19 protein-coding genes are annotated in these 19183 nt (G+C 53.3%); 10 read left to right on the plus strand and 9 right to left on the minus strand.

The window, feature by feature from the left end; genetic code table 11:
* Window positions 1-50 precede the first annotated feature (50 nt).
* The 5 genes from DESAC_RS11680 to DESAC_RS11700 all read left to right on the plus strand — a co-directional run bounded on the left by DESAC_RS11680 (window position 51) and on the right by DESAC_RS11700 (window position 6357).
* Window positions 51-1622 carry a hypothetical protein gene (locus DESAC_RS11680; RefSeq protein ID WP_013707277.1) on the plus strand — a complete coding sequence of 524 codons (1572 nt, stop codon included), beginning with the start codon at window positions 51-53 and terminating at the stop codon, window positions 1620-1622.
* Between the two features lie 402 nt (window positions 1623-2024).
* On the plus strand, window positions 2025-2435 hold the full coding sequence (locus tag DESAC_RS11685; protein ID WP_169311538.1) for an Hsp20/alpha crystallin family protein: 411 nt from the start codon (window positions 2025-2027) through the stop codon (window positions 2433-2435).
* A gap of 63 nt (window positions 2436-2498) precedes the next feature.
* Window positions 2499-4910, plus strand: coding sequence for an endopeptidase La (lon, locus tag DESAC_RS11690; RefSeq protein ID WP_013707279.1), 2412 nt, complete (start codon window positions 2499-2501; stop codon window positions 4908-4910).
* Window positions 4911-4926: 16 nt separating this feature from the next.
* The gene (gene acpS / locus DESAC_RS11695) at window positions 4927-5307 is read left to right on the plus strand and encodes a holo-ACP synthase (protein WP_013707280.1); all 381 of its coding nucleotides are present in this window, start codon (window positions 4927-4929) and stop codon (window positions 5305-5307) included.
* 159 nt (window positions 5308-5466) lie between these two features.
* Window positions 5467-6357, plus strand: coding sequence for a complex I NDUFA9 subunit family protein (locus tag DESAC_RS11700; RefSeq protein ID WP_013707281.1), 891 nt, complete (start codon window positions 5467-5469; stop codon window positions 6355-6357).
* A gap of 174 nt (window positions 6358-6531) precedes the next feature.
* On the opposite strand, the gene tsaD is transcribed toward DESAC_RS11700, so the two are convergent.
* The 9 genes from tsaD to DESAC_RS11745 form a co-directional block, all read right to left on the minus strand.
* Window positions 6532-7530: a tRNA (adenosine(37)-N6)-threonylcarbamoyltransferase complex transferase subunit TsaD gene (gene tsaD / locus DESAC_RS11705; protein WP_013707282.1), complete on the minus strand. Its 999-nt coding sequence runs from the start codon at window positions 7528-7530 to the stop codon at window positions 6532-6534.
* Window positions 7511-8308, minus strand: a complete 798-nt coding sequence (gene recO, locus DESAC_RS11710) for a DNA repair protein RecO (protein WP_013707283.1) — start codon at window positions 8306-8308, stop codon at window positions 7511-7513. Before recO ends, tsaD begins: the two co-directional genes overlap by 20 nt.
* A 201-nt stretch (window positions 8309-8509) precedes the next feature.
* Entirely contained in the window at window positions 8510-10054 is a 1545-nt protein-coding gene (locus DESAC_RS11715; RefSeq protein ID WP_013707284.1) for an ArnT family glycosyltransferase, read from the minus strand.
* A gap of 5 nt (window positions 10055-10059) precedes the next feature.
* On the minus strand, window positions 10060-10767 hold the full coding sequence (locus tag DESAC_RS11720; RefSeq protein ID WP_013707285.1) for a Smr/MutS family protein: 708 nt from the start codon (window positions 10765-10767) through the stop codon (window positions 10060-10062).
* 70 nt (window positions 10768-10837) lie between these two features.
* The gene (locus DESAC_RS11725) at window positions 10838-11869 is read right to left on the minus strand and encodes a peptidase U32 family protein (protein WP_013707286.1); all 1032 of its coding nucleotides are present in this window, start codon (window positions 11867-11869) and stop codon (window positions 10838-10840) included.
* Between the two features lie 254 nt (window positions 11870-12123).
* Window positions 12124-12288 (minus strand): hypothetical protein, encoded by a 165-nt coding sequence (locus tag DESAC_RS16320; RefSeq protein WP_013707287.1) that lies wholly within the window; start codon window positions 12286-12288, stop codon window positions 12124-12126.
* Between the two features lie 167 nt (window positions 12289-12455).
* On the minus strand, window positions 12456-13595 hold the full coding sequence (gene dnaJ / locus DESAC_RS11735; protein WP_013707288.1) for a molecular chaperone DnaJ: 1140 nt from the start codon (window positions 13593-13595) through the stop codon (window positions 12456-12458).
* A 10-nt stretch (window positions 13596-13605) separates the two neighbouring features.
* Window positions 13606-13911: an MTH1187 family thiamine-binding protein gene (locus tag DESAC_RS11740; protein ID WP_013707289.1), complete on the minus strand. Its 306-nt coding sequence runs from the start codon at window positions 13909-13911 to the stop codon at window positions 13606-13608.
* Window positions 13892-14332, minus strand: coding sequence for a response regulator (locus DESAC_RS11745; RefSeq protein ID WP_013707290.1), 441 nt, complete (start codon window positions 14330-14332; stop codon window positions 13892-13894). The genes DESAC_RS11740 and DESAC_RS11745 overlap by 20 nt, the downstream gene beginning before the upstream one ends.
* Window positions 14333-14950: 618 nt before the next feature.
* Here DESAC_RS11745 and DESAC_RS11755 point away from each other — a divergent pair.
* The 5 genes from DESAC_RS11755 (at window position 14951) to DESAC_RS11775 (ending at window position 19097) form a co-directional block, all read left to right on the plus strand.
* A complete protein-coding gene (locus DESAC_RS11755; RefSeq protein WP_013707292.1) occupies window positions 14951-15958 on the plus strand; it encodes a sulfite exporter TauE/SafE family protein in 1008 nt (335 codons plus the stop codon).
* A gap of 167 nt (window positions 15959-16125) precedes the next feature.
* Window positions 16126-16698, plus strand: a complete 573-nt coding sequence (locus DESAC_RS11760; RefSeq protein ID WP_013707293.1) for a UbiX family flavin prenyltransferase — start codon at window positions 16126-16128, stop codon at window positions 16696-16698.
* A 179-nt stretch (window positions 16699-16877) separates the two neighbouring features.
* Entirely contained in the window at window positions 16878-17393 is a 516-nt protein-coding gene (locus DESAC_RS11765) for a DUF2062 domain-containing protein (protein WP_083800326.1), read from the plus strand.
* Window positions 17341-18204 carry a 16S rRNA (adenine(1518)-N(6)/adenine(1519)-N(6))-dimethyltransferase RsmA gene (gene rsmA / locus DESAC_RS11770; protein ID WP_013707295.1) on the plus strand — a complete coding sequence of 288 codons (864 nt, stop codon included), beginning with the start codon at window positions 17341-17343 and terminating at the stop codon, window positions 18202-18204. The genes DESAC_RS11765 and rsmA overlap by 53 nt, the downstream gene beginning before the upstream one ends.
* Complete coding sequence (locus DESAC_RS11775; RefSeq protein WP_052301956.1) at window positions 18201-19097, plus strand: M28 family peptidase; 897 nt, start codon at window positions 18201-18203, stop codon at window positions 19095-19097. Before rsmA ends, DESAC_RS11775 begins: the two co-directional genes overlap by 4 nt.
* Window positions 19098-19183: the final 86 nt, after the last annotated feature.

The raw sequence follows: 19183 nt of genomic DNA on the forward strand, positions 1-19183 counted from the left end.
GCCACCATAAGTTAAAATACTTTACCATACAATATCGTACGGATGGAACAATGCCCCCGGCACGTCCAAATTCGCAATCTCTTAATCTTTCCCGACTACGCCATAGTTTTTTAACGTTGGTCAATTCTCCGGAGGTCAGTCGCCTCCTTGAAGATATTACTACCTGTTCACTCAGTCGCGAAGAAACCCGATTCAGCGGATGGCAAGAACCGCCGTCCAAAGGGGGGGTGGAGTTATTTCCTTTCCTGACAGTTCATACCCGACGCCATCGGCTGGAACTTAGCGGCACGCTCTTTCCCAATCAGGAAGAACCGGAAACCGGCGTCCTGTATCACCTGATTAAAATACGCTTAGGGGATGAAACCCACTACTTCAACCTGAGCACCTCCCAATCAACCTTTCTGCTATCGCCCTTCCACTGCCGTTTTATCAGTATTATTTTTGGGATAACCTGGTTCTATACCCTGGCCTTTGAAACCGCAGCAATGCAGCAGGATTTTTTTGCCTTTGCACCGTATTCTTTGGAAGAACAGGTCATTGCCCGATACCTTCAGAGCCTCGTATGGATCCCCTGCGCCACCGTGCAACTGGATACGCAAGACAACCCCTATATCGGCACCAGGTTGTACACCAGCGCCGATCTAAAACGTTGTGAGATTCCCGGAAGCAGCAAGGAAGAGGGTATGATCCGCGGTTGGCGGTTGTTTAAGCGCCTACTGAATTTCTCTATTGAGGGCGAACCCATCTTTACCGGTTTTGCTTTCCTGCCATCGCACAAGTCCCTAATGCACCACCAGAAACGCTGGTCAGACCTGCTGCTGTATCATGAGGCCGACCAAGTTCCGCTCAATGAAGGCATCGAAGCCATCAAGCAACTGCTGCTGAATGCGGATGGGCGCAGCACGTTTCTCTCGGTATATCAAGACCGTATTATCGGTGTGCTGCATCTGACCAAAGGAACGCAGCAGCAATTGACCACGGTCAGATCCTGGCGCGAATCTCTGCTGTTGGCCACTATCTCCAGGAGAGGCCGCTTTAATTTTTGGCTGGCCCTCAAAGGACGACAAAACGCCCGCATTCCTCTCTCCCTGTTGGAATACCGTCAGGGCCATATCCAAATCCCCTTGTTTCAGGACGTCTTCTGGCAGGAGTTGGAGCGTCAGCTGCGTCAGAGCTGTCCCGATTGCAACTATCCGGAAGTTCTGCAACAATTGAAACTGCTCATCCGCGGCATGCGCGCCAACGCCCGGGGAGGCATCTTCCTGCTGGGCCTGAATGCAGCCCGATTGCAGGAGCCCTATATCCCCATCGAAAATGAAGTTCGACTGGCCCAGCCGACGCCCTTACAGCATCGTTGGAGCGCTATCATCCTCGGCCTGGCCAAATCCGACGGGGCCATCATATTTAACGAACGACTGGAGGTAACCCATTTTCGAGTCCGGCTCAAGGCCACCGGTCTGCAACTGCCCCCCTTGCGGGGTGATGAGTTAGGCAGCGGCACCCGCCATCAAGCCACCCGGGAATTTTCGGCCTTCTGCCCGGAAGTATTGGGTCTGTGCATCTCCATGGACGGCCCGGTTTCTCTTTACCGCATGGGCAAGTTAATCAGTCGCCTTTATTAAGGATGGCCAGCAGGAAGCATATGCGTAGGGCATGAAAGCAAAGCCCAACCCACCCGGAGGTTGAGATCCGGGTCCGAATAATTCAACCGAACCTGCCTTAAATGTTCCCCACACCTTTACATCTGCCCTGCGAACACTTATTATATAAAATGATAAGGGTTGAAAATGGTTTACTATTTAGGAAACTCTGACTGCGGGGCTTTTGGGCTACGATCTTCCCGCCCGGGATAATAAAAAAGCAGTATGGCAAAATTGTAAAAGACCTTTTCCATTCTCGTAATGACCGGGAATGTTGTCAGAAGCTCTTAAAAATATGGGTGGCAGTATGCCGCCACCCGCAAGCTCTGCGTAAGGAATGCGGTAATGTCGCCAATAAAAATTAAATTAGCTAAGGATATTGAGATGTTGGAAATAAAAATGCGGCGTCTCATGGAAAATATGTTCGGTCCCTGGAGTGCTTCGACGCCAGCCGCGGCCCATAGTTACCATCCGGCTGCGGATATTTATGAGACCCCTGAATCTCTAGTGATCCGTATGGAGTTAGCCGGCCTGAACAAGGCGGATATCTCCCTCACCTTGCACCGGCAGGAATTGGCGGTGTGCGGCCGGCGTCGTTTTCCGAGTTCTGAACCGGTGCAGCGATTTTATCATCTGGAGATCGAATACGGCAATTTTGAACGCCGGTTTCAGCTCCCTAAGGCGGTGGAGGAAGCTCGGGTGGAAGCTGAATACAACAATGGTCTTTTAATCATACGGCTGCCTTGGCGTCAGGCTGGACCTTCACAACGCATTTCCGTAAAAGAAGAGGAGTAATCAATCTACCCGAATATTAACCCGAGGGGTTAAAACCCTCCCTCAGTATATACGGATTTCAAAATGGAAGAAAAAATTACCAATACAAAAGTGACGCCGACGGAGAGCGGCAATCCTGCAGCCGAAGCAGGCGAAGCACGTCTGCTGCCCATTATCCCGATGAGTGAACTGGTGCTGTTCCCGCGGCTGATCATCCCTCTGGCCCTGTGGGAAGAGTCGATACAGCGATTGATCGATGATACACTGTTAAAAGATAAAATCATCGGCATTTTGACCAGCCGGCAACCGGCTACCGAAGTCTATACGACAGAAAACCTCTATCCCATCGGTACTGCGGCGGTGATCCTCAAAATGGGCAAGACTCAGGAGGGCGCGGTCCGCTTACTGATCCAAGGCCTTTACCGGTTCAAGGTGGAAGAACTCGTTGACACCGAACCGTATATCCAGGCTCGGGTAAGCCCCATTACCGAGACCTACGAAGCTGATCTGGAGATCGACGCAATGGTCTCCAGTCTCAAGGGCATGTTTAAGAAGATGTCCGAACTGTCGCCCTACCTTCCTACCGAATTAGGGGCTATGGTTCAGGAGCTGGATGATCCCCGAGTACTGGCCGATGTCACCGGGGGCAGTTTAAATATTGCCAAGACCGAGAAACAGGATCTGCTGGAAACCATAGAGGTCAAAGAACGTCTCCAGAAGGTCTTGCGGCTGATCAGCCGGGAAATCGAAATCCTGGAGTTGGGCAAACAGATCCAGGCCAATGTCAAGACCGAGATGGACAAGGCCCAAAAAGATTATTATCTCAGGGAGCAGATCAAGGCCTTGCAAAAGGAGCTCGGAGAGGGCGATGAGCGTTCTCGCGAGGTCGATGAATTGCGGGAGCGCCTCCTAGAAGCCGGGCTTCCGGAGGCGGCTCTCAAAGAGGCGGAGCGGGAGCTTACCCGGTTGAGCCGCATTCCGTCTACTTCGCCGGACCATCAGGTTGTTCGCACCTATCTGGAATGGATGATCGAGCTGCCCTGGAATGTCACTACCGAAGATCGGTTGGATCTGGCCGAGGCCAAGAGAATTCTGGATGAAGACCATTATAATCTGGAAAAGGTGAAAAAGCGCATCCTCGAATTTCTTGCCGTACGCCAACTGAAACCGGATATGAAAGGCTCCATCTTATGTTTTGTAGGTCCGCCGGGTACCGGCAAAACTTCTTTAGGCAAGTCCATCGCCCGCGCCCTGGAGCGTAAGTTTGTCCGTCTGTCTCTGGGCGGCGTGCGGGACGAAGCCGAAATTCGCGGCCACCGGCGGACCTATGTCGGGGCCCTGCCTGGTCGGATTATCCAGAGCATTCGCCGGGCCGGCAGCAACAATCCGGTCTTCATCTTAGATGAGATCGATAAAATCGGCGCCGACTTCCGGGGCGATCCGGCCTCAGCGCTACTGGAAGTGCTTGATCCGGAACAGAATTCTTCTTTCTCTGACCACTATCTGGAGGTGGGATTCGACCTCTCCAAGGTGATGTTCATTACCACCGCTAATATGCTCGACACCATTCCCCCGGCCCTTCGGGACCGGATGGAAGTCCTGCAACTTCCGGGCTATACTGAAGAAGAGAAAATCCAGATCGCCTTCTCGTACCTCCTGCCGCGGCAGTTGGAGGCCCACGGTCTCAAGCCGGAGCAATTGACTATAACGCCTGAGGCTATGCGACGGGTAACCGCTGACTATACGCGTGAGGCGGGTCTGCGCAACCTCGAACGGGAGGTGGCCGCCCTCTGCCGTAGCGTAGCCCGTGAAGTCGCTGAAGGTTTGACCACCGCCAGGACCATCCAGGAAGAGGATGTACCCACATATTTGGGTCAGGCCAAATTCTTCCGGGAAACCGCTCTAGACCATCCGGAGCCGGGCATCGCTACCGGTCTGGCCTGGACGCCGGTGGGAGGAGAGATCCTCTTCATTGAGACTCTGCGGATGCCTGGCAGCAGCAAGCTAAAGCTGACCGGACAGATCGGTGAGGTCATGCGGGAATCGGTAGAGGCGGCCCTGAGTTTTATCCGGGCCCGGGCGCCGTATATCGGCGTCGAGGAAGATTTCTTCAAAGACATTGATATCCATGTCCATGTCCCCTCCGGGGCTATCCCGAAAGACGGACCCTCGGCCGGCGTCGCCATGCTCACCGCTCTCGTATCACTGTTCTCGGATCGGCCGGTGAAAAAAGGCCTGGCTATGACCGGAGAGATTACCCTGCGGGGTCACATCATGCCGGTGGGCGGCATCAAAGACAAGGTCCTGGCAGCACACCGGGCAGGCATCAAAGAGGTCATCCTCCCAGCGCAGAACGCCAAAGATCTGGAGGATATCCCGCCCAACGTCAAAGATGAATTGCTGATCCACCTGGTAGAGCGCATGGACCAGGTATTGGAAATTGCCTTCGACCAGGCCAGTGAGGCCTCTCAGCCCCGGCAGGCCGCGGCCGCCTGAGCCCTGATTGACGACAATGATTTTCGGCATCGGCGTTGACCTGGTGAAAATTCCCCGTATCGCCGCCGCACTGGGGCGATTCGGGGAACGTTTCAAAAATAAAGTGTTCACCCCGCAAGAAATCGCTTATTGCGACGGCAACAGCCAGTCGGCCAATAACTACGCCCTGCGGTTTGCCGCCAAAGAGGCCTTTTCCAAGGCCCTGGGAGTTGGGCTGCGCCGTCATGGCATCCGGTGGCGAGACGTAGAGGTTGTACCCACCTCCCTGGGCCGGCCGGAAGTCAGGGTCAGCGGCCGGGCGGCTGAACTCTGTGAAACGGCTGAAATTAAGGGGATGTTCGTCTCTCTGACCGATGAAGGCGATTTCGGCATCGCCGTCGTAGTGCTGGAAAGATAAGGTAGGTTTCCGGTCTAAACGAAGCTCCGGCCTGTACCCCGGTTATACTTGGGAACGCAACCATCTTCAAATCTTCCCCTCGATGCGAAAGGGCCAGGATAGGATAAATCGAACGTTCCTTCTGACACTGATGAAGATACTCGACTAACGGAGGCTATCATGCGGGTTCTGGTTACCGGTGGGACCGGTTTTGTCGGCAAAGAAGTGGTGCGGCAGTTGTTGGCCCACAACCATCAGGTGCGTTGCCTGGTACGGCCCGGTTCTGAGAAGAAGCTCGGGGCGGCTCCGGGAGTGGAATTCGCTCCCGGGGACGTTACCCGCCCCGAAAGCCTGCCGTCGGCGGTGCAGGGCTGCGATGCCGTCGTACATCTGGTCGGCATTATTCGGGAATTCCCCTCCCGCGGCATCACCTTCCAAAAAATGCATTTCGAGGCCACTCAAAATATCGTTGAAGCAACGAAAAAGGCCAACATCCGGCGCTATCTGCACATGAGCGCCCTCGAGGCCAAACCGGCCCCCGTAGCGGGATATCATCAGACCAAACAGCAGGCCGAAGAATACGTCATGGCCTCGGGTCTCACCTTTACCATCTTCCGCCCCTCCATCATTTATGGACCGGGAGATGCCTTCATCAACCTGTTCAAAGATCAGATCAAACGCCTGTCCCTGGTCCCGGTCATCGGCGACGGCCGATATCAGATTCAACCCGTGCCGGTCTGGGTGGTGGCCCAGGGTTTCGCCCTGGCTTTGGAAACGCCGATCTCAGAGAATCGTAGTTATGACGTGGGCGGCCCCGAGCCTCTCCGCTTTGACGAACTCATTGACACCGTAGCCCAAGTCCTCGGGAAAAAAGTCGGAAAGATCCATCTGCCGGTCTGGCCGCTCCGCCTTTCCGCCGCTCTGTTGCAGGGCTTTGCCTGGTTCCCGGTGACCACCGATCAGATCACCATGTTGCTGGCCGGCAATACCTGCGATCCCTCAGCTTTCTACCGGGATTTTGGCATCCAACCGGTGCCCCTCGCGGCCGGACTGGCCTCATATCTGGTCTAAGAAGGACAAAGTTTGATCTTTAGATTCTGAGAGCAAAAACTACCTCTGACGGGCATGCTGCCATCGCCGTTCAAAGAGGGTCGGCTTCACCGATTTTTCCGGAAGCTGTGCATCCGTAATTCTAACTTGGCTGACCTTCTCTTTTGACCCTGGTCATCCGAGTCTGAGATAATCTCACCCTCTGGCAAAGACATCCGCCCTCAGATCCAATGTCTCCCCCGCCTGCAGAAGATGATAACCCATGGCCGCAACCATGGCGGCGTTATCGGTACACAGTTTGAGTGACGGCAGAAACAATTTCACCCCAGCGGCCGCGGTCTGGGCCTGTAATTCCTGGCGCAGGCGCTGGTTGGCGGCTACGCCGCCGGCCACTACCAGACAGGGGTAGTCATGCCGACGGACAGCCAACAGGGCCCGGCTGACCAATGAATCCACCACTGCCTGCTGAAAGCTGGCCGCCAGGTCGGCCACGCCTTGAGGCGTTCGGATGATATCCTGGTTCCTCTTGAGGACATTGGCCACTGCCGTTTTGAGACCGCTGAAGCTGAAGGTCAGGGGTTCATGGTGGATGCGGGGCCGGGGCAATGCAAAAGTCTGCGCGTCTCCCTGGCCAGAGAGTTTTTCGATGGCCACGCCGCCCGGGTAGCCCAACTGCAACAACTTGGCCACCTTGTCAAAGGCCTCGCCGGCGGCGTCGTCCCGGCTGCGGCCCAGCAGTATTATCTGTCTGAAACTCTCCACCCGGTACAGGTTGGTATGCCCGCCGGAGACCACCAAAGCAATGAAGGGAAAATCCGGAGGCGCATCGCCCAAGAAGGCGGCAGCAATATGAGCCTGCAGGTGATGCACCCCCAGCAGAGGAACTTTCAAGGCATAAGCCATGGATTTAGCTACGGCAAAGCCGACGACCAAAGCACCGATTAGCCCCGGCCCCTGAGTGACGGCAATAGCCTGTACCTCTCGGAGCGTAACGTTCGCCTGCTTCAGGGCCGCCCGGATGACCGGCAGAATATTTTCCTGGTGCCGCCGGGCGGCAAGTTCCGGAACTACCCCGCCATAATCGGCATGGAGATCGAACTGGGTAGCCACAACATCCGCCAGAACTTTGCGTCCGGACGCCACCACTGCGGCTGCGGTTTCATCGCAGGAGGTTTCAATTCCGAGTATGAGCATGAGGGTCAGTCGACCGTTTTTGGAAGTTGCGTAATGTATCGATAAAATTAAATGATTTTAGTTCCTTGCCCAATATCTGGCGAATAAAGCCATTCAGTAGGGCCAATGTCTCTTTCTGCGCCAACTCCGGAAACCGCAGGCGGGGGAGATTTTCCAGGGGCAGTCGCTGGGCCGCCAGGATGAGCTTGCGGGCACCGGGATGCAGGGGGTAGAGTCGCTCCCCCTGACTCTGGCCAAGACACGAACTACAGACAATACCGCCTTTATTGAGACTGAACCAAACCAACCCATCGGTATTCCGTCGGCAAACCTGGCAGGTCTGCCAACTCGGGCCGTATCCCGCCAGGGCTAAGAGCCGGATGAGGTAGCTGCAAAGCAGAGACCAGGAAGGCAGTCCCGTTGCCAGATGTGTCAGCGAACTCTGCAGCGCCGCAAATAACTCTGCCAGATTATCAATAGCGCCAACGATTTCCATGGCAGTTTCGGTCAAACAGGCCGCTGCCGCCAAAGTGTCCAGGCTGCGACGCAGTTCGGGAAATGCCTCCACCAGTTCGCCGCGGTCCAACCGGGCCAGTTCCAGGTTGGGTTTGGCAGTGTAAATCGCCTGTACCAGGGAAAACGGTTCCAGGCAGTTGGCAAACCGGCGTTTGCTCTTGCGGGCGTGTTTGGCCAGGGCAGTGACCCGCCCTTCATCGGGAGTAAGAAAGACCACCAGACGGTCAGCCTCCCCATAATCCTGGGTTTTGAGAATGAGGGCCAAGGTTTGGCGCGGCGGCATCGTGCTAACCTGTTAGCGGGGCAGGCAAACGCACCGGGAGACGGACCACCGGAAACCGCTTTACTGGCGCTGTTGTGGAAAATAACCCTTTCTTCGACCATCGGTCCAACCTCTTTCCTTTGAGGAAAGTGATTAAAAAATCCCCGGAGGATCGATGGGAATTAACCGCCATGATTGGCTGGGTCATAAGCAATAGGGAAGCTAACGAGCGGATGGGCCTAAACCTAACGCCTGTACCTGGCGTCCGAGGTTGCTATCTCGGCGCAGATAGATGTCATAATAATCGATAGTGCTGATTTTCTTATAATACCGCCGCACTTGAGACCAGGGATAAATCTGGCGGAACACACTTTTGCCAAAACTGCCCAAAATCAGCAGGTCGGCTTTTACCTTCGCAAAATCATACCTCCCCGTCTCCGGACTATGCAGGACAATCTTATCAGGAGTGGATTCCACAAAATAAAAAGCTGGCATCAGGTGATAACGGTGCTCATCGTCTAAAAAAACCAGTTCATATTCCGGGGTTTCAATCAGGACGTCATTAGGTATGGAGCGCTGGAGGTAATCTACCAGTTTATGGGGACTATCGTCGGCACTGTTCATAATGCGCGGCAGGTAGGAAAAAATCGACAGTGGAAAAACCAGGGCAATCATCATGCTCAAAACACTGATCTTGGCCCACATCGGAAAACGGCGGAGGGCGGCGGCCTCAGAAAGGGCATTGAAGGTGGCTATGAGCAGATATCCGGCGAAAGGACTCGAGAGAATTAGGACGGGCAAAGCAAAGCGTTGCCAATAGACCGCCAGGAGGTAAAAGACACCCCAGAGAGAGAGATTGCCGAGCCAATACCGCAAAGAGGGAGACCAGCCGTTCCGACGCTGGTAGAGCCAGAAACCGATCAGGCCAGTGATAAAGAGCGGATGGGTCAGGAGATAGGCAAAACTTTCCGGATAGAAACGGCCGATCGTCATGGGTGTAAAAAATTCATGGCAGAGCAACTTCTTCTGAACATAAAAGTGGTTCAAGGCCGGCAGTAAGCCACCCAGGATAAAGGCTTTGACGATCAGGTAGACGGCCAGAGGTAGGAAGAAGCCCAGAAGCAGTACTCCAGCAGTCTTCGTCAGTTCTAAAAGACGACGGCGGTAGGTCCAGAAAAGAATCGCCAGAACCGGGAACAAAGCCAGGCCGTAGAATTCCTTGGCAGCCACCGCCAGACCCAGGCAACAGCCGGCGGCCCACATGCAGGACCGCCGCTCCTCTTGCAAACCCTTAAGAACAAAAAAAATCCCTCCTAAAAAACAGGTTATGGCCGGGATATCTCCCATGACACTGCGTCCCCAATAGAGGATGTCCGTAGTGCCGAGAGTGAGGAGAACTGACAAGAGGGAGGGACCGCGGGGCAGCAGACACCGGGCGCTCAGATACAGTAACACAAATGCCAGGCACAGGAAGACTCCGGCCACAAGCCGACCATAAAAGATATCTACCTCAAAAAGATAATAGGCCAAAGCTACCGGTGCGATGATGACCGGTCCGGCACTGATGCGATAATCAAAATCGCTGAGTTTGTCAGGACTCTCTATGGTAAAGGCATAACGCCCCTTCTGGGCCAGATTGGCGGCGGTTTCTGAAAAGATGGCTTCATCCCACCAGATTGTCGGGAAATTTCGCAAGTTATGGAAACTGCAGAAGATTACTATTGTCCAGACCAGAATTGGCACCAAACGTGTGGCATAACGCGGCATGAAGGTTAGATCCGCCTTTTTTCTCTCTTTTGGCAAGGCTGCAGACGCCTGAGAAGTAGATAAAGAGCCCCCACACCACCATCCCACGGTTGCGCCGAGGCAAAGGCCAGCACCTGGCGGCGGAATCGCTTCATAGTCAGCCATTGTTGCAGATGGCTCTTCAGGACCGGCAGGTGATCAGGCGAATTGCGCCCCCGTCCATGCACTACCAGGACGGTACGATAGTCACGGGCGGCGGCCAGAGCCAAGAATTGCCGCAGACAGTCCTGAGCGCCTGCAACCGTCAGACCGTGCAAGTCACGGTAGTCCTGAATCGGCAAGACCCCGGCTTTGAGAGCGGCGGCGACTCTCGGATCAAGATAAGGAACCTGCCCTTCAACATACTCATCACTCAGGGAAAGATCGAAATGACCTTTGCCGTCAACGAGTTCGGTTAACCGACACAACGTTTCGACATCTTCGCTCACGGAGACCACCGGTGCGCACTGTCGGGCGTAATAGGGCACGCTGTGCGCTCCTTGCCGATCCAGAGGAATTACTTCCTGCATGGCAACGGCAAAAAGACTGGATTCATCGTCCGTCGCCCGGAAACGGGGGGGGCAGGGTTTGACCGGCAGGTTTGAACACGATTGGAGCAGATTTTCTCTTAATCTCAGGAAGGGTTGATAGAATCCTGATGGGGAGGCTCGGTCTTTGGTTTTGTGTTCGTGCATCAGGCCGCTTCCCCGAAAAGGAAGCCTGTCTCTGGGGGACAGGCTTCCGTTCCTGTTAGGGAGATAAGGCTCAGTAAAGGCCGATAATATTGCGATGCAGTTCGTGGGTCTTTTCCCAACGTGCCCGATCACGCTCGGCGACAATATCCCTCAATGTATCCTGCAGACGCAGAAACATAGGAGCGTTGATATCCTCACCTTGGGCGTGGGCATCAATAAGCTTGCGGTAGCAGTTAATCATGCGACCTATCATACTAACAGCGTATTCTCGGCCCTGCACCTTGACGGTAGCCAGACCCAAATCCAGATATTGCTTGAGTTCGTCCCCCAGGATCGCAAAGGCCACATTCGGGTTGCGCCGGACACGCTCGTTAATATCATCGATGTCGCGTTGCGGGCACCCCCGTTTTGCCAGCACCTTCTGCCGTTGCGCATCAGTCAGCAGGCAGAGACGGAAACAACTGCCACTCCGATCAGGCCAGCCTTCGTATTCGACAATCTCGTTGCCGTCTTCGTCATGATAAACTTTACGGATATACGAATCGGCTATGAGTTCATGAAAGATACAATTGCCTACCCCGCCGATACAGCGATTGCCGTGGATAAGAACTTCAGTCTTGACCCCCAGGCTATCAGCGTCAGCTTTGAAGCGGCGGAGTTTGTCGACCGTATCGATCTCGGTGGAGGCGACGATCTGGGTAACCCCTAACGGCAGATAACGGGCCATTTCCTCTTTTGTCTGGATGTTGCAACCGACACTGGCATGGATGACCAAATGCGGCAATCTCTGATGAATCAACTGCATGAGGGCCGGAGTCTTGACGATCACCCCCTCAATACCATAACCGGCGTATTTTTCCACCTTCTTCAGGACTAAGGCAAACTTATCTTCGGGAACTTCGGCATTTAAAGCCACCCTGATTTTCCCATCCAGATTTTCGGCAATCCTAACCGCCTCACCGATCTGGCTGTCTTCCATTTCCCAGACGCATTTACGCCGGCTGAAACCCTTGGAACCGACATAAACGGCGTTGGCGCCATTTTTGAGCACCGCCTCGACCATTTCCAGGCTACCACCTGGAGCTAATAGTTCATTGATCATGATTGCAAGGCCTCCCTAAGGTTCCACTTCATCAGTTCCCGAATCGACGACAATCGATCCGGCAGCCAATAAACCTAGGGCCTTGTGACAGAAAACAAGTGTCCTGGTTCTCTTTATTATTATGTTACGCACTATTTAACGGCGTCAAGATGGGGATGAATCGCGTGGGTTGCAAGGTCGACCCGGATGTGGGTGATAAGCCCGGATACCGCCTAGGTCGCCACGAACACCGCCGATACTCATGCCCCGGCTGGCTAACGCCGCAACAGATCCAAGGCAATGACAAACAACAGGCCTATTTCTACAACCCAGGTCAGCAGGTAGATGAGGAGCGTCAACCAGGAACCGTAGTCTTCTTCCAACAAAATCCGGTTAGGGTCTCGCAAAATATCCCAAGAGGTGAGCTCTTTTGATGCCATAGGATCCTCTTTATCTGTCTGGTGCAATTGCACCCGTCATTTTCCGGTCAGCTTTCCGCAACCTTCTTGTGAATTATATCATAAAGATTCAACATTCGAAAAGGATTTTTTTCACCTCTGAGCCTTATTGAATCTATGTTTTTTAGCTGCAATCCTTAGGTTTGCAATTACGGTATGAGAGAACCGACGAAATCTTGGATTTTCTCCAGCCAACCCTTGGCCGGAGGCGGTTGTTTCAATTTTTTGTGGGGAGTTTCTTCGGCGGCAAATTTCTTTAACAGATCCTTTTGACGCTCATTGAGCCGACGCGGCACTGTAACTTTGATCTCCGCCCGTAGATCACCTCTGCCAAAACCTTTGAGATGTGGTACGCCCTCCCCTTTGAGACGGATAACCTCACCCGGCTGGGTTCCAGGAGGAATAGTCAGGTCTTTATTGCCATTTAGGGTAGGTATGGAAACAACGTCGCCCAAAGCGGCCTGGGAGAAAGAAATGGGCAGTGAAAACACCAGGTCGTCACCGTCTCGGCGAAATAATTTGTGGGGACGAACATGAATCACGATGTAGAGATCGCCGGGAGGGCCCCCCAAAATACCTTCATCACCCTCTCCGGTCATGACCAAATGAATGCCATTGTCTACTCCGGGAGGAATTTTGACGGACAATTTCTTTTTTCCGACAACCCGACCCCGCCCCTGACACGTAGGACAGGGTTCGGCGATGACCTCCCCCTGGCCCTGACAACGGGAACACGTAGTGCTGATCCGCAGGAAACCGTGCGTCTGAGTGATCTGACCGCGTCCGCCACAGACGGGACAGATAATTTTCCGGCTTCCCGGTCGAACCCCGCTGCCTTGACAGGTTGTGCAATTGATATTGCGGGGGATTTCCACCGTGACTTCGGTTCCCAGGGCGGCTTCGACAAAGTCGACCTCCAGATCATACCGGCGATCACTGCCCGGCTGAACCTGACTACGACCCCGTCGCGGACCGCCAAAGCCGAACAGGTCTTCAAAAATATCCCCAAAAGCGCCGAAAATATCGCCGAAATCCCGAAAACCGGTAAAGCCCGAATCCCTCAACCCTTCATGGCCATATTGGTCATAAAGACGTCGTTTGGCCGGATCATGCAGCACTTCATAGGCTTCGGAAGCCTCTTTAAACTTCTCTTCCGCCGCCTTATCGCCGGGATTGCGGTCAGGATGATATTTTAATGCCAACTGCCGATAGCTCTTTTTAATCTCTGCTTCAGTGGCGTCGCGGCTTACTCCAAGTATCTGATAATAATCTTTATTGTACGAAGGCATAGCAGGCGTATTAACTCTGAGTCAATCGTTGGGTAACAGCTTTAATTTTATCTTCCAGATGTACTTCTCTGTCCCGACGGTCATCTATGGCAATGTGCGTCACTACCCGTTTGACCTGGCGGTGAAAAGGTAACTCATGCAAATTACGGGCTACCGATAAAAGTTGATCGACCTCCCCTTCCAGAATTGTGCCCATATCGGTCAACTTATAGGGAATACTATTATTCTGCAGATAACGGATAAGGTCAGCGACGTATTCTCCGACCCCAACGCCTCCCATCCCCAGGGGAACGACGCTAATTTCCATTATAGCCATGACAGGCTCCTTGACTGCATAAAGAGGCTTTGGCGCCTTGCCGGCCCTGCCAATCATACTTGGACGACTGATGGCTCGGCAAAAAACGTCGTACGGTTTTCTTTAAAATTTCCATATCATGTGTCTTCAAGATTGCGCCATCTATCTGGTGAACACCGCAAGTTTCGGGCGGTTCATACGTCGAGTGGAAGATCACCGGCGTCTGGCGGCAGGTTCCTTTAATAATCCGCAATGCCTCCAAACCGGACATGTCAGGCAACATGATTTCGAGCACTACCAGATCAGGACAGTCTTCATCAATCAGCAAGAGGGCCTCTCGGCCGTTGGAGGCAACACAAACCTCATAGCCCTCATCCCGCAGCTCATCCTGACAGAGAAGCAGGATATGAGGATCGCTGTCGGCAATCAGTATGCGCCGCATAGGACCCTCCTTTCAGCGCCTTATCTAAAACGCATTTTCGATTAAAATAATCATTCATTTAACTATTGTCCAGATTGAGAAAGGAGACATAGGCGGAGGCAGGAAACCTTTATACCAAATAATATATAGATATTTTTAGAAGTATCAAGCAAAAGAAAAAGTTTAGGTTTTTCATGATGCACGTATCGTAAAAATATAGTCCGGATTTTTACTCTCGGCTTGACAGGACGGAACCGGGTTCAATACAATATTTAGTGAATTATATTACAATATCGAGGCCGGAAGGGAAAGCATATTATGCATTTAGGACAATGGTTGGCCGAGATTTCCCAAAGTGCTGCAGGCCCAGCTCAGCCATTCATTCCACAGTGGCAGTACGTGGCGTCGGCGTTGGGTATCCCGGTGGTACTAGGGATAGCCTTATATGGAGTGATCGTTTTGATCGAGAAAATCTGTCACATCCGGCTCGGTGGTGGCGGCATTTAAAGAGAGCGGCCAACGTTTACCTGCCATCGGTCAAGGATCAATGGTTAGAAATAGTTTTAGGCTATTATAGGATATGCTTGGATCGGACCGACGCCTGTTTATTTCCAGGCCCGGTTCTGTTAGGAGACGCTGATGAATCTGATGCTTCCGATAGCAGGCTATTGGCAGAAAGTCCTCCATCCAGAGTTAGCCAGGCTAACCGAACCACTGCACGGCTGGTTTTACACCATTACGACCGACGGCGATCTTCTGGTCAACCTCGCGGCGCTGGTGGTAATAGGGCTCCTACTCGGACTGCTTAACGGATTTTACGGTGTTGGCGGCGGATTTTTAATGGCACCTTGGCTAAACCTGATGTTCAATATTCCCTATAACGTGGCAGTGGGAACTGATCTCACCCAGATGGTGGGAACGGCCACCATGGCCAAGATCCGCCTGGGACGCTCAGGATATGTTGATTTTAAACTGGGAACCCTGATGTTTAGCGGTAGTATCTTTGGAGTGGAGATCGGTGCCCGTTTAGTCGAACTACTCAAAAGAGGCGGCGACGTTATGGTAGGAAACTGGAAGATCAGTCTCTTACAGTTGTTTATGACCGTTGTCTATGGATTACTACTTGGATGGATCGCTTCTCTAGTTTACCGTGAAGCCAAGGCCGCGCTCAAAACCAAGATGTTGGAGGAACCCCCGGGGGCCATGGCACCCCCGGTGGCCAATCGCTTGCGTATGATCAGTCTGCGGCCGATGATCGCCCTGCCGGTTTCCGGCGTAGACGCCATTTCCTTGTGGATCGTCCTGGGAGTGGGATTTTTGAGTGGTCTGCTGACCGGACTTTTGGGAGTCAGTGGTAGTTTCATCCGGATGCCGGCCTTGATTTATGTCTTAGGAGTACCTACTGTTGTCTCTATCGGCACTAACCTTTTTGAACTTTTACTTACCTCTTTCTATGGCGCTTTGACCCATAGCCTGAAGGGCAATGTGGAACTGATCCTGGTAATTATTCTGCTGGTTTCAGGCACCGTAGGCAGTCAGTTGGGCGCCGCCTGGCAGCGCCAGTGGGCTACCCCCAAGTGGCAGTTGGCCTTTGCTGTGGTCATCTTCCTGACCATTGGCTGCATGGCGCTGAAACTAATAACCTGATGGTATGGGGTGGCCCCGTCAATGGGAATTATCTGCCACTGGTAGCCGGAATCCGAATTGAAAAATCATTTTACCCGCCTGCCCTACCCTGCCCGGCTCATCGATGCGAGTCAGTCCTAAAAAACTGATCTCTCCAAAATTTTTGTGGCAAAGGAAATAAAAACGAAATGGGTAATCCTAATAAGCCGTTCGTAGTGGGAATCTCAGGAGCCAGCGGGGTGATATACGGGCTGGAAATGCTGCGCATCTTGAAGAAGCTCAAGATCGAGAGTCATCTGGTGATCACCCGCGCCGGGCGCCTTAATTTTCAGATGGAAACGGAATATTCCGCCCTGGAAGCCGAGGCACTGGCAAACCGAGCCTATGAGGATGAAGACCTCACTGCCCCGATCGCCAGCGGCTCTTTCCTGACCCGCGGGATGGTGGTCATACCATGCAGTATCAAGACCCTTTCTGCCATTGCCAACTCCTATAGCGCCAGTCTGTTGGTGCGGGCGGCCGATGTCACCCTCAAGGAACGTCGGCCTCTGGTTTTAGTGGTACGGGAAACACCTCTGCACCTGGGACATCTGGAGCTCATGCAAAGAGCGGCTGCTATGGGGGCCACTATCCTGCCACCAATGCCAGCTTTTTATCATCGACCGCAGACGATTCGAGACCTGATCCATCAGACCCTGGGCAAGGTTTTAGACTGTTTCGGCATTCCGCACCAATTGTTCCACCGTTGGGGAGAACCCTGATTCTTCCCAGGCAGGATTATACTGATACCAAACGGTGCCTGTTCCATAGCCGTCGTTCATTCAAGACCCATCTGCCGTAACGCCTGTCTTCCATGTTTTCCTTTTTTATCAATTTTTTCTTATTTTTCTCAATCCATCTTGCCAACCTGGCCGCCTCTAAGATACATTCATAAGTGTCTATGAAGTCCATGCGTTTACGCCGAAAAATACGCCATTGTTATTGGCGACTGCGACGGCTTAAGGGTGATCCCGGCAAGATCGCCTGGGGTATGGCCCTGGGGGTTTTTATCGGCGTTACGCCTACCATCCCTTTTCACATGATCAGCGCCTTGGCCCTGGCCAGTATCTTGCGGGTGTCCCGGGCGGCTGCGGTTATGGGATGTTGGATCAGTAATCCGATCACAATCCCGGCATTGTATTACTTCAGCTTCAAGTTAGGCAAATTGCTGCTCTATCCTCATCAGCACTTAACGTTTCCCCATACCATCAACCTGTCGGAGCTTTTGCAGTTGGGCTGGCGGGTGAATCTGGCCTTACAAACGGGCGGCCTTCTACTCGCCCTACCGTCGGGCATGGTTGCTTATTTCCTCATGCTGTGGGCCGTGCGCCGGTTACGTGCTCAAAAACCAGCACCCCTGAAAAGTGCCATTCATCTCCCCCAAAGTACTCTGCCGCCGTCACAGGCTGACGCCTAACCGGTCCCTGGGGCAACATTTTCTGTTGCATCCCGATCAGGCGCGGCGTTTAGTAGCCGCCCTGGAGCTGAGAGGCCAGGAGGTTGTAGTAGAAATCGGCGCCGGATTGGGTGCCTTGACATATTTTCTGGCTGAGTCAGGCGGCCGCGTTATCGCCTTGGAATTAGACCGCCGCCTCATCCCCATCCTGACCACGGAAGTCCTGCCTGGTTTTTCAAATGTGATGGTCGTCTCCCAAGACGCCCTGAAGTTTGATTATCTGGCCCTGAGCCGTGAGGAGGGGCAGTCTCTGACAGTGGCCGGTAACCTCCCCTATCAGATCACTTCGCCACTGCTTTTTAAACTGATGGGGGTAAAGACCGCCATCAGAATAATGCTCTTCATGGTGCAGCAGGAGGTAGGGCTGCGTCTGATGGCTCAACCGGGCGGCAAGGACTACGGCATCTTGTCGGTCCTGATTCAGTACCACTTTCATCTCCGGCGGCTGTTCTTGTTAAAACCGAGCAATTTTTATCCTGCCCCCAAGGTGGATTCAGTGGTCCTGGGTTTCCGGCCGCGCCTTCCAGAACCATCGGCAATAAATGAGGATTTTTTAGCACAGGTTGTTAAGGCTGCTTTTTCGACCCGACGCAAAACCTTAAGAAACACCCTGACGGCCCAATCTTCTCTGCTGCGTGCTTCCCCGGCAGTCATCCTGGCCATCTTGCACGATCTCCGGATCGACCCCGGCCGCCGGGCGGAAACCCTCTCGGTCGATGATTTTGTCAGACTGAGCAACCGATTGGCAGAAAAAACAGGTAAGCCCTATTGACTATTTCTGACTTGGTGAGCGAGATGCCCGACAAGAGCGAAATCCGTCAACGTCTTTTTGAACATGTGCGCTATCTGAGCGAAACTCTGGGAGACCGCAGTATTTATCGACCCGAGGTCTTGAAGGCGGCAGAAACTTATGTTCACCAGACCTTTCTCTCTCTGGGTTACCCTACCAACCGTCAGGGTTTCCTTTATCTGAGACAGGGGGTTGCCAATATCATTGCTGGACATCCCAACAATACCGGCTATTATATCTTAGGGGCCCATTTTGACACCGTAGCCGGCACTCCCGGGGCCGATGACAATGCCAGCGGCATTGCCGTGCTGTTGGAGACGGCCAGACTGGCCCGATCTTTGCGGCCCCCATCGCCCTGGGTATTCATCGGCTTCACCACCGAAGAGCCCCCGGCTTTTCTCACGCCCTACATGGGCAGTCGGGTATACGCCCGCCGGGCCAAAGAGCGCGGCGATCGGATTAAGGGTATGCTCTGTCTGGAAATGGTCGGCTATTACCGCCATGAACCAGACAGCCAACCCCTACCTTTCCCCCTAAAATATCTTGGTTATCCGACAACGGGCAATTTTATCGCACTGGTGTCTGACCGTCGCTCCCGCCCCTTGTTAACTGCTCTAGAACATGCCCTGAAAAACGGCTGCCATCTGCCGGTCTCCTCCATCGCCGTTCCTATGGGCGGCTACCTGTTACCTGAAAGCCGCCTGAGCGATCACGCCAGTTTTTGGGATCAGGGATATCCGGCGCTCATGATTACTGACACCGCCTTTTTGCGCAATCCCCACTATCACAGTCCGCGGGACCTGCTGGCCACCCTTGATTTTGATGCCATGGTTGAACTTACGGTGGGGCTGCATTATTTTATACAACAGGCTTAAGTCGCCATAAGACAATTTTCATACTCAAATCGAAGATAACGGGTACTTCACGTTGCTTATAACCTGCAACATCATGATAATAAATG

Source organism: Desulfobacca acetoxidans DSM 11109 (genome assembly GCF_000195295.1).
GTDB lineage: Bacteria > Desulfobacterota > Desulfobaccia > Desulfobaccales > Desulfobaccaceae > Desulfobacca > Desulfobacca acetoxidans.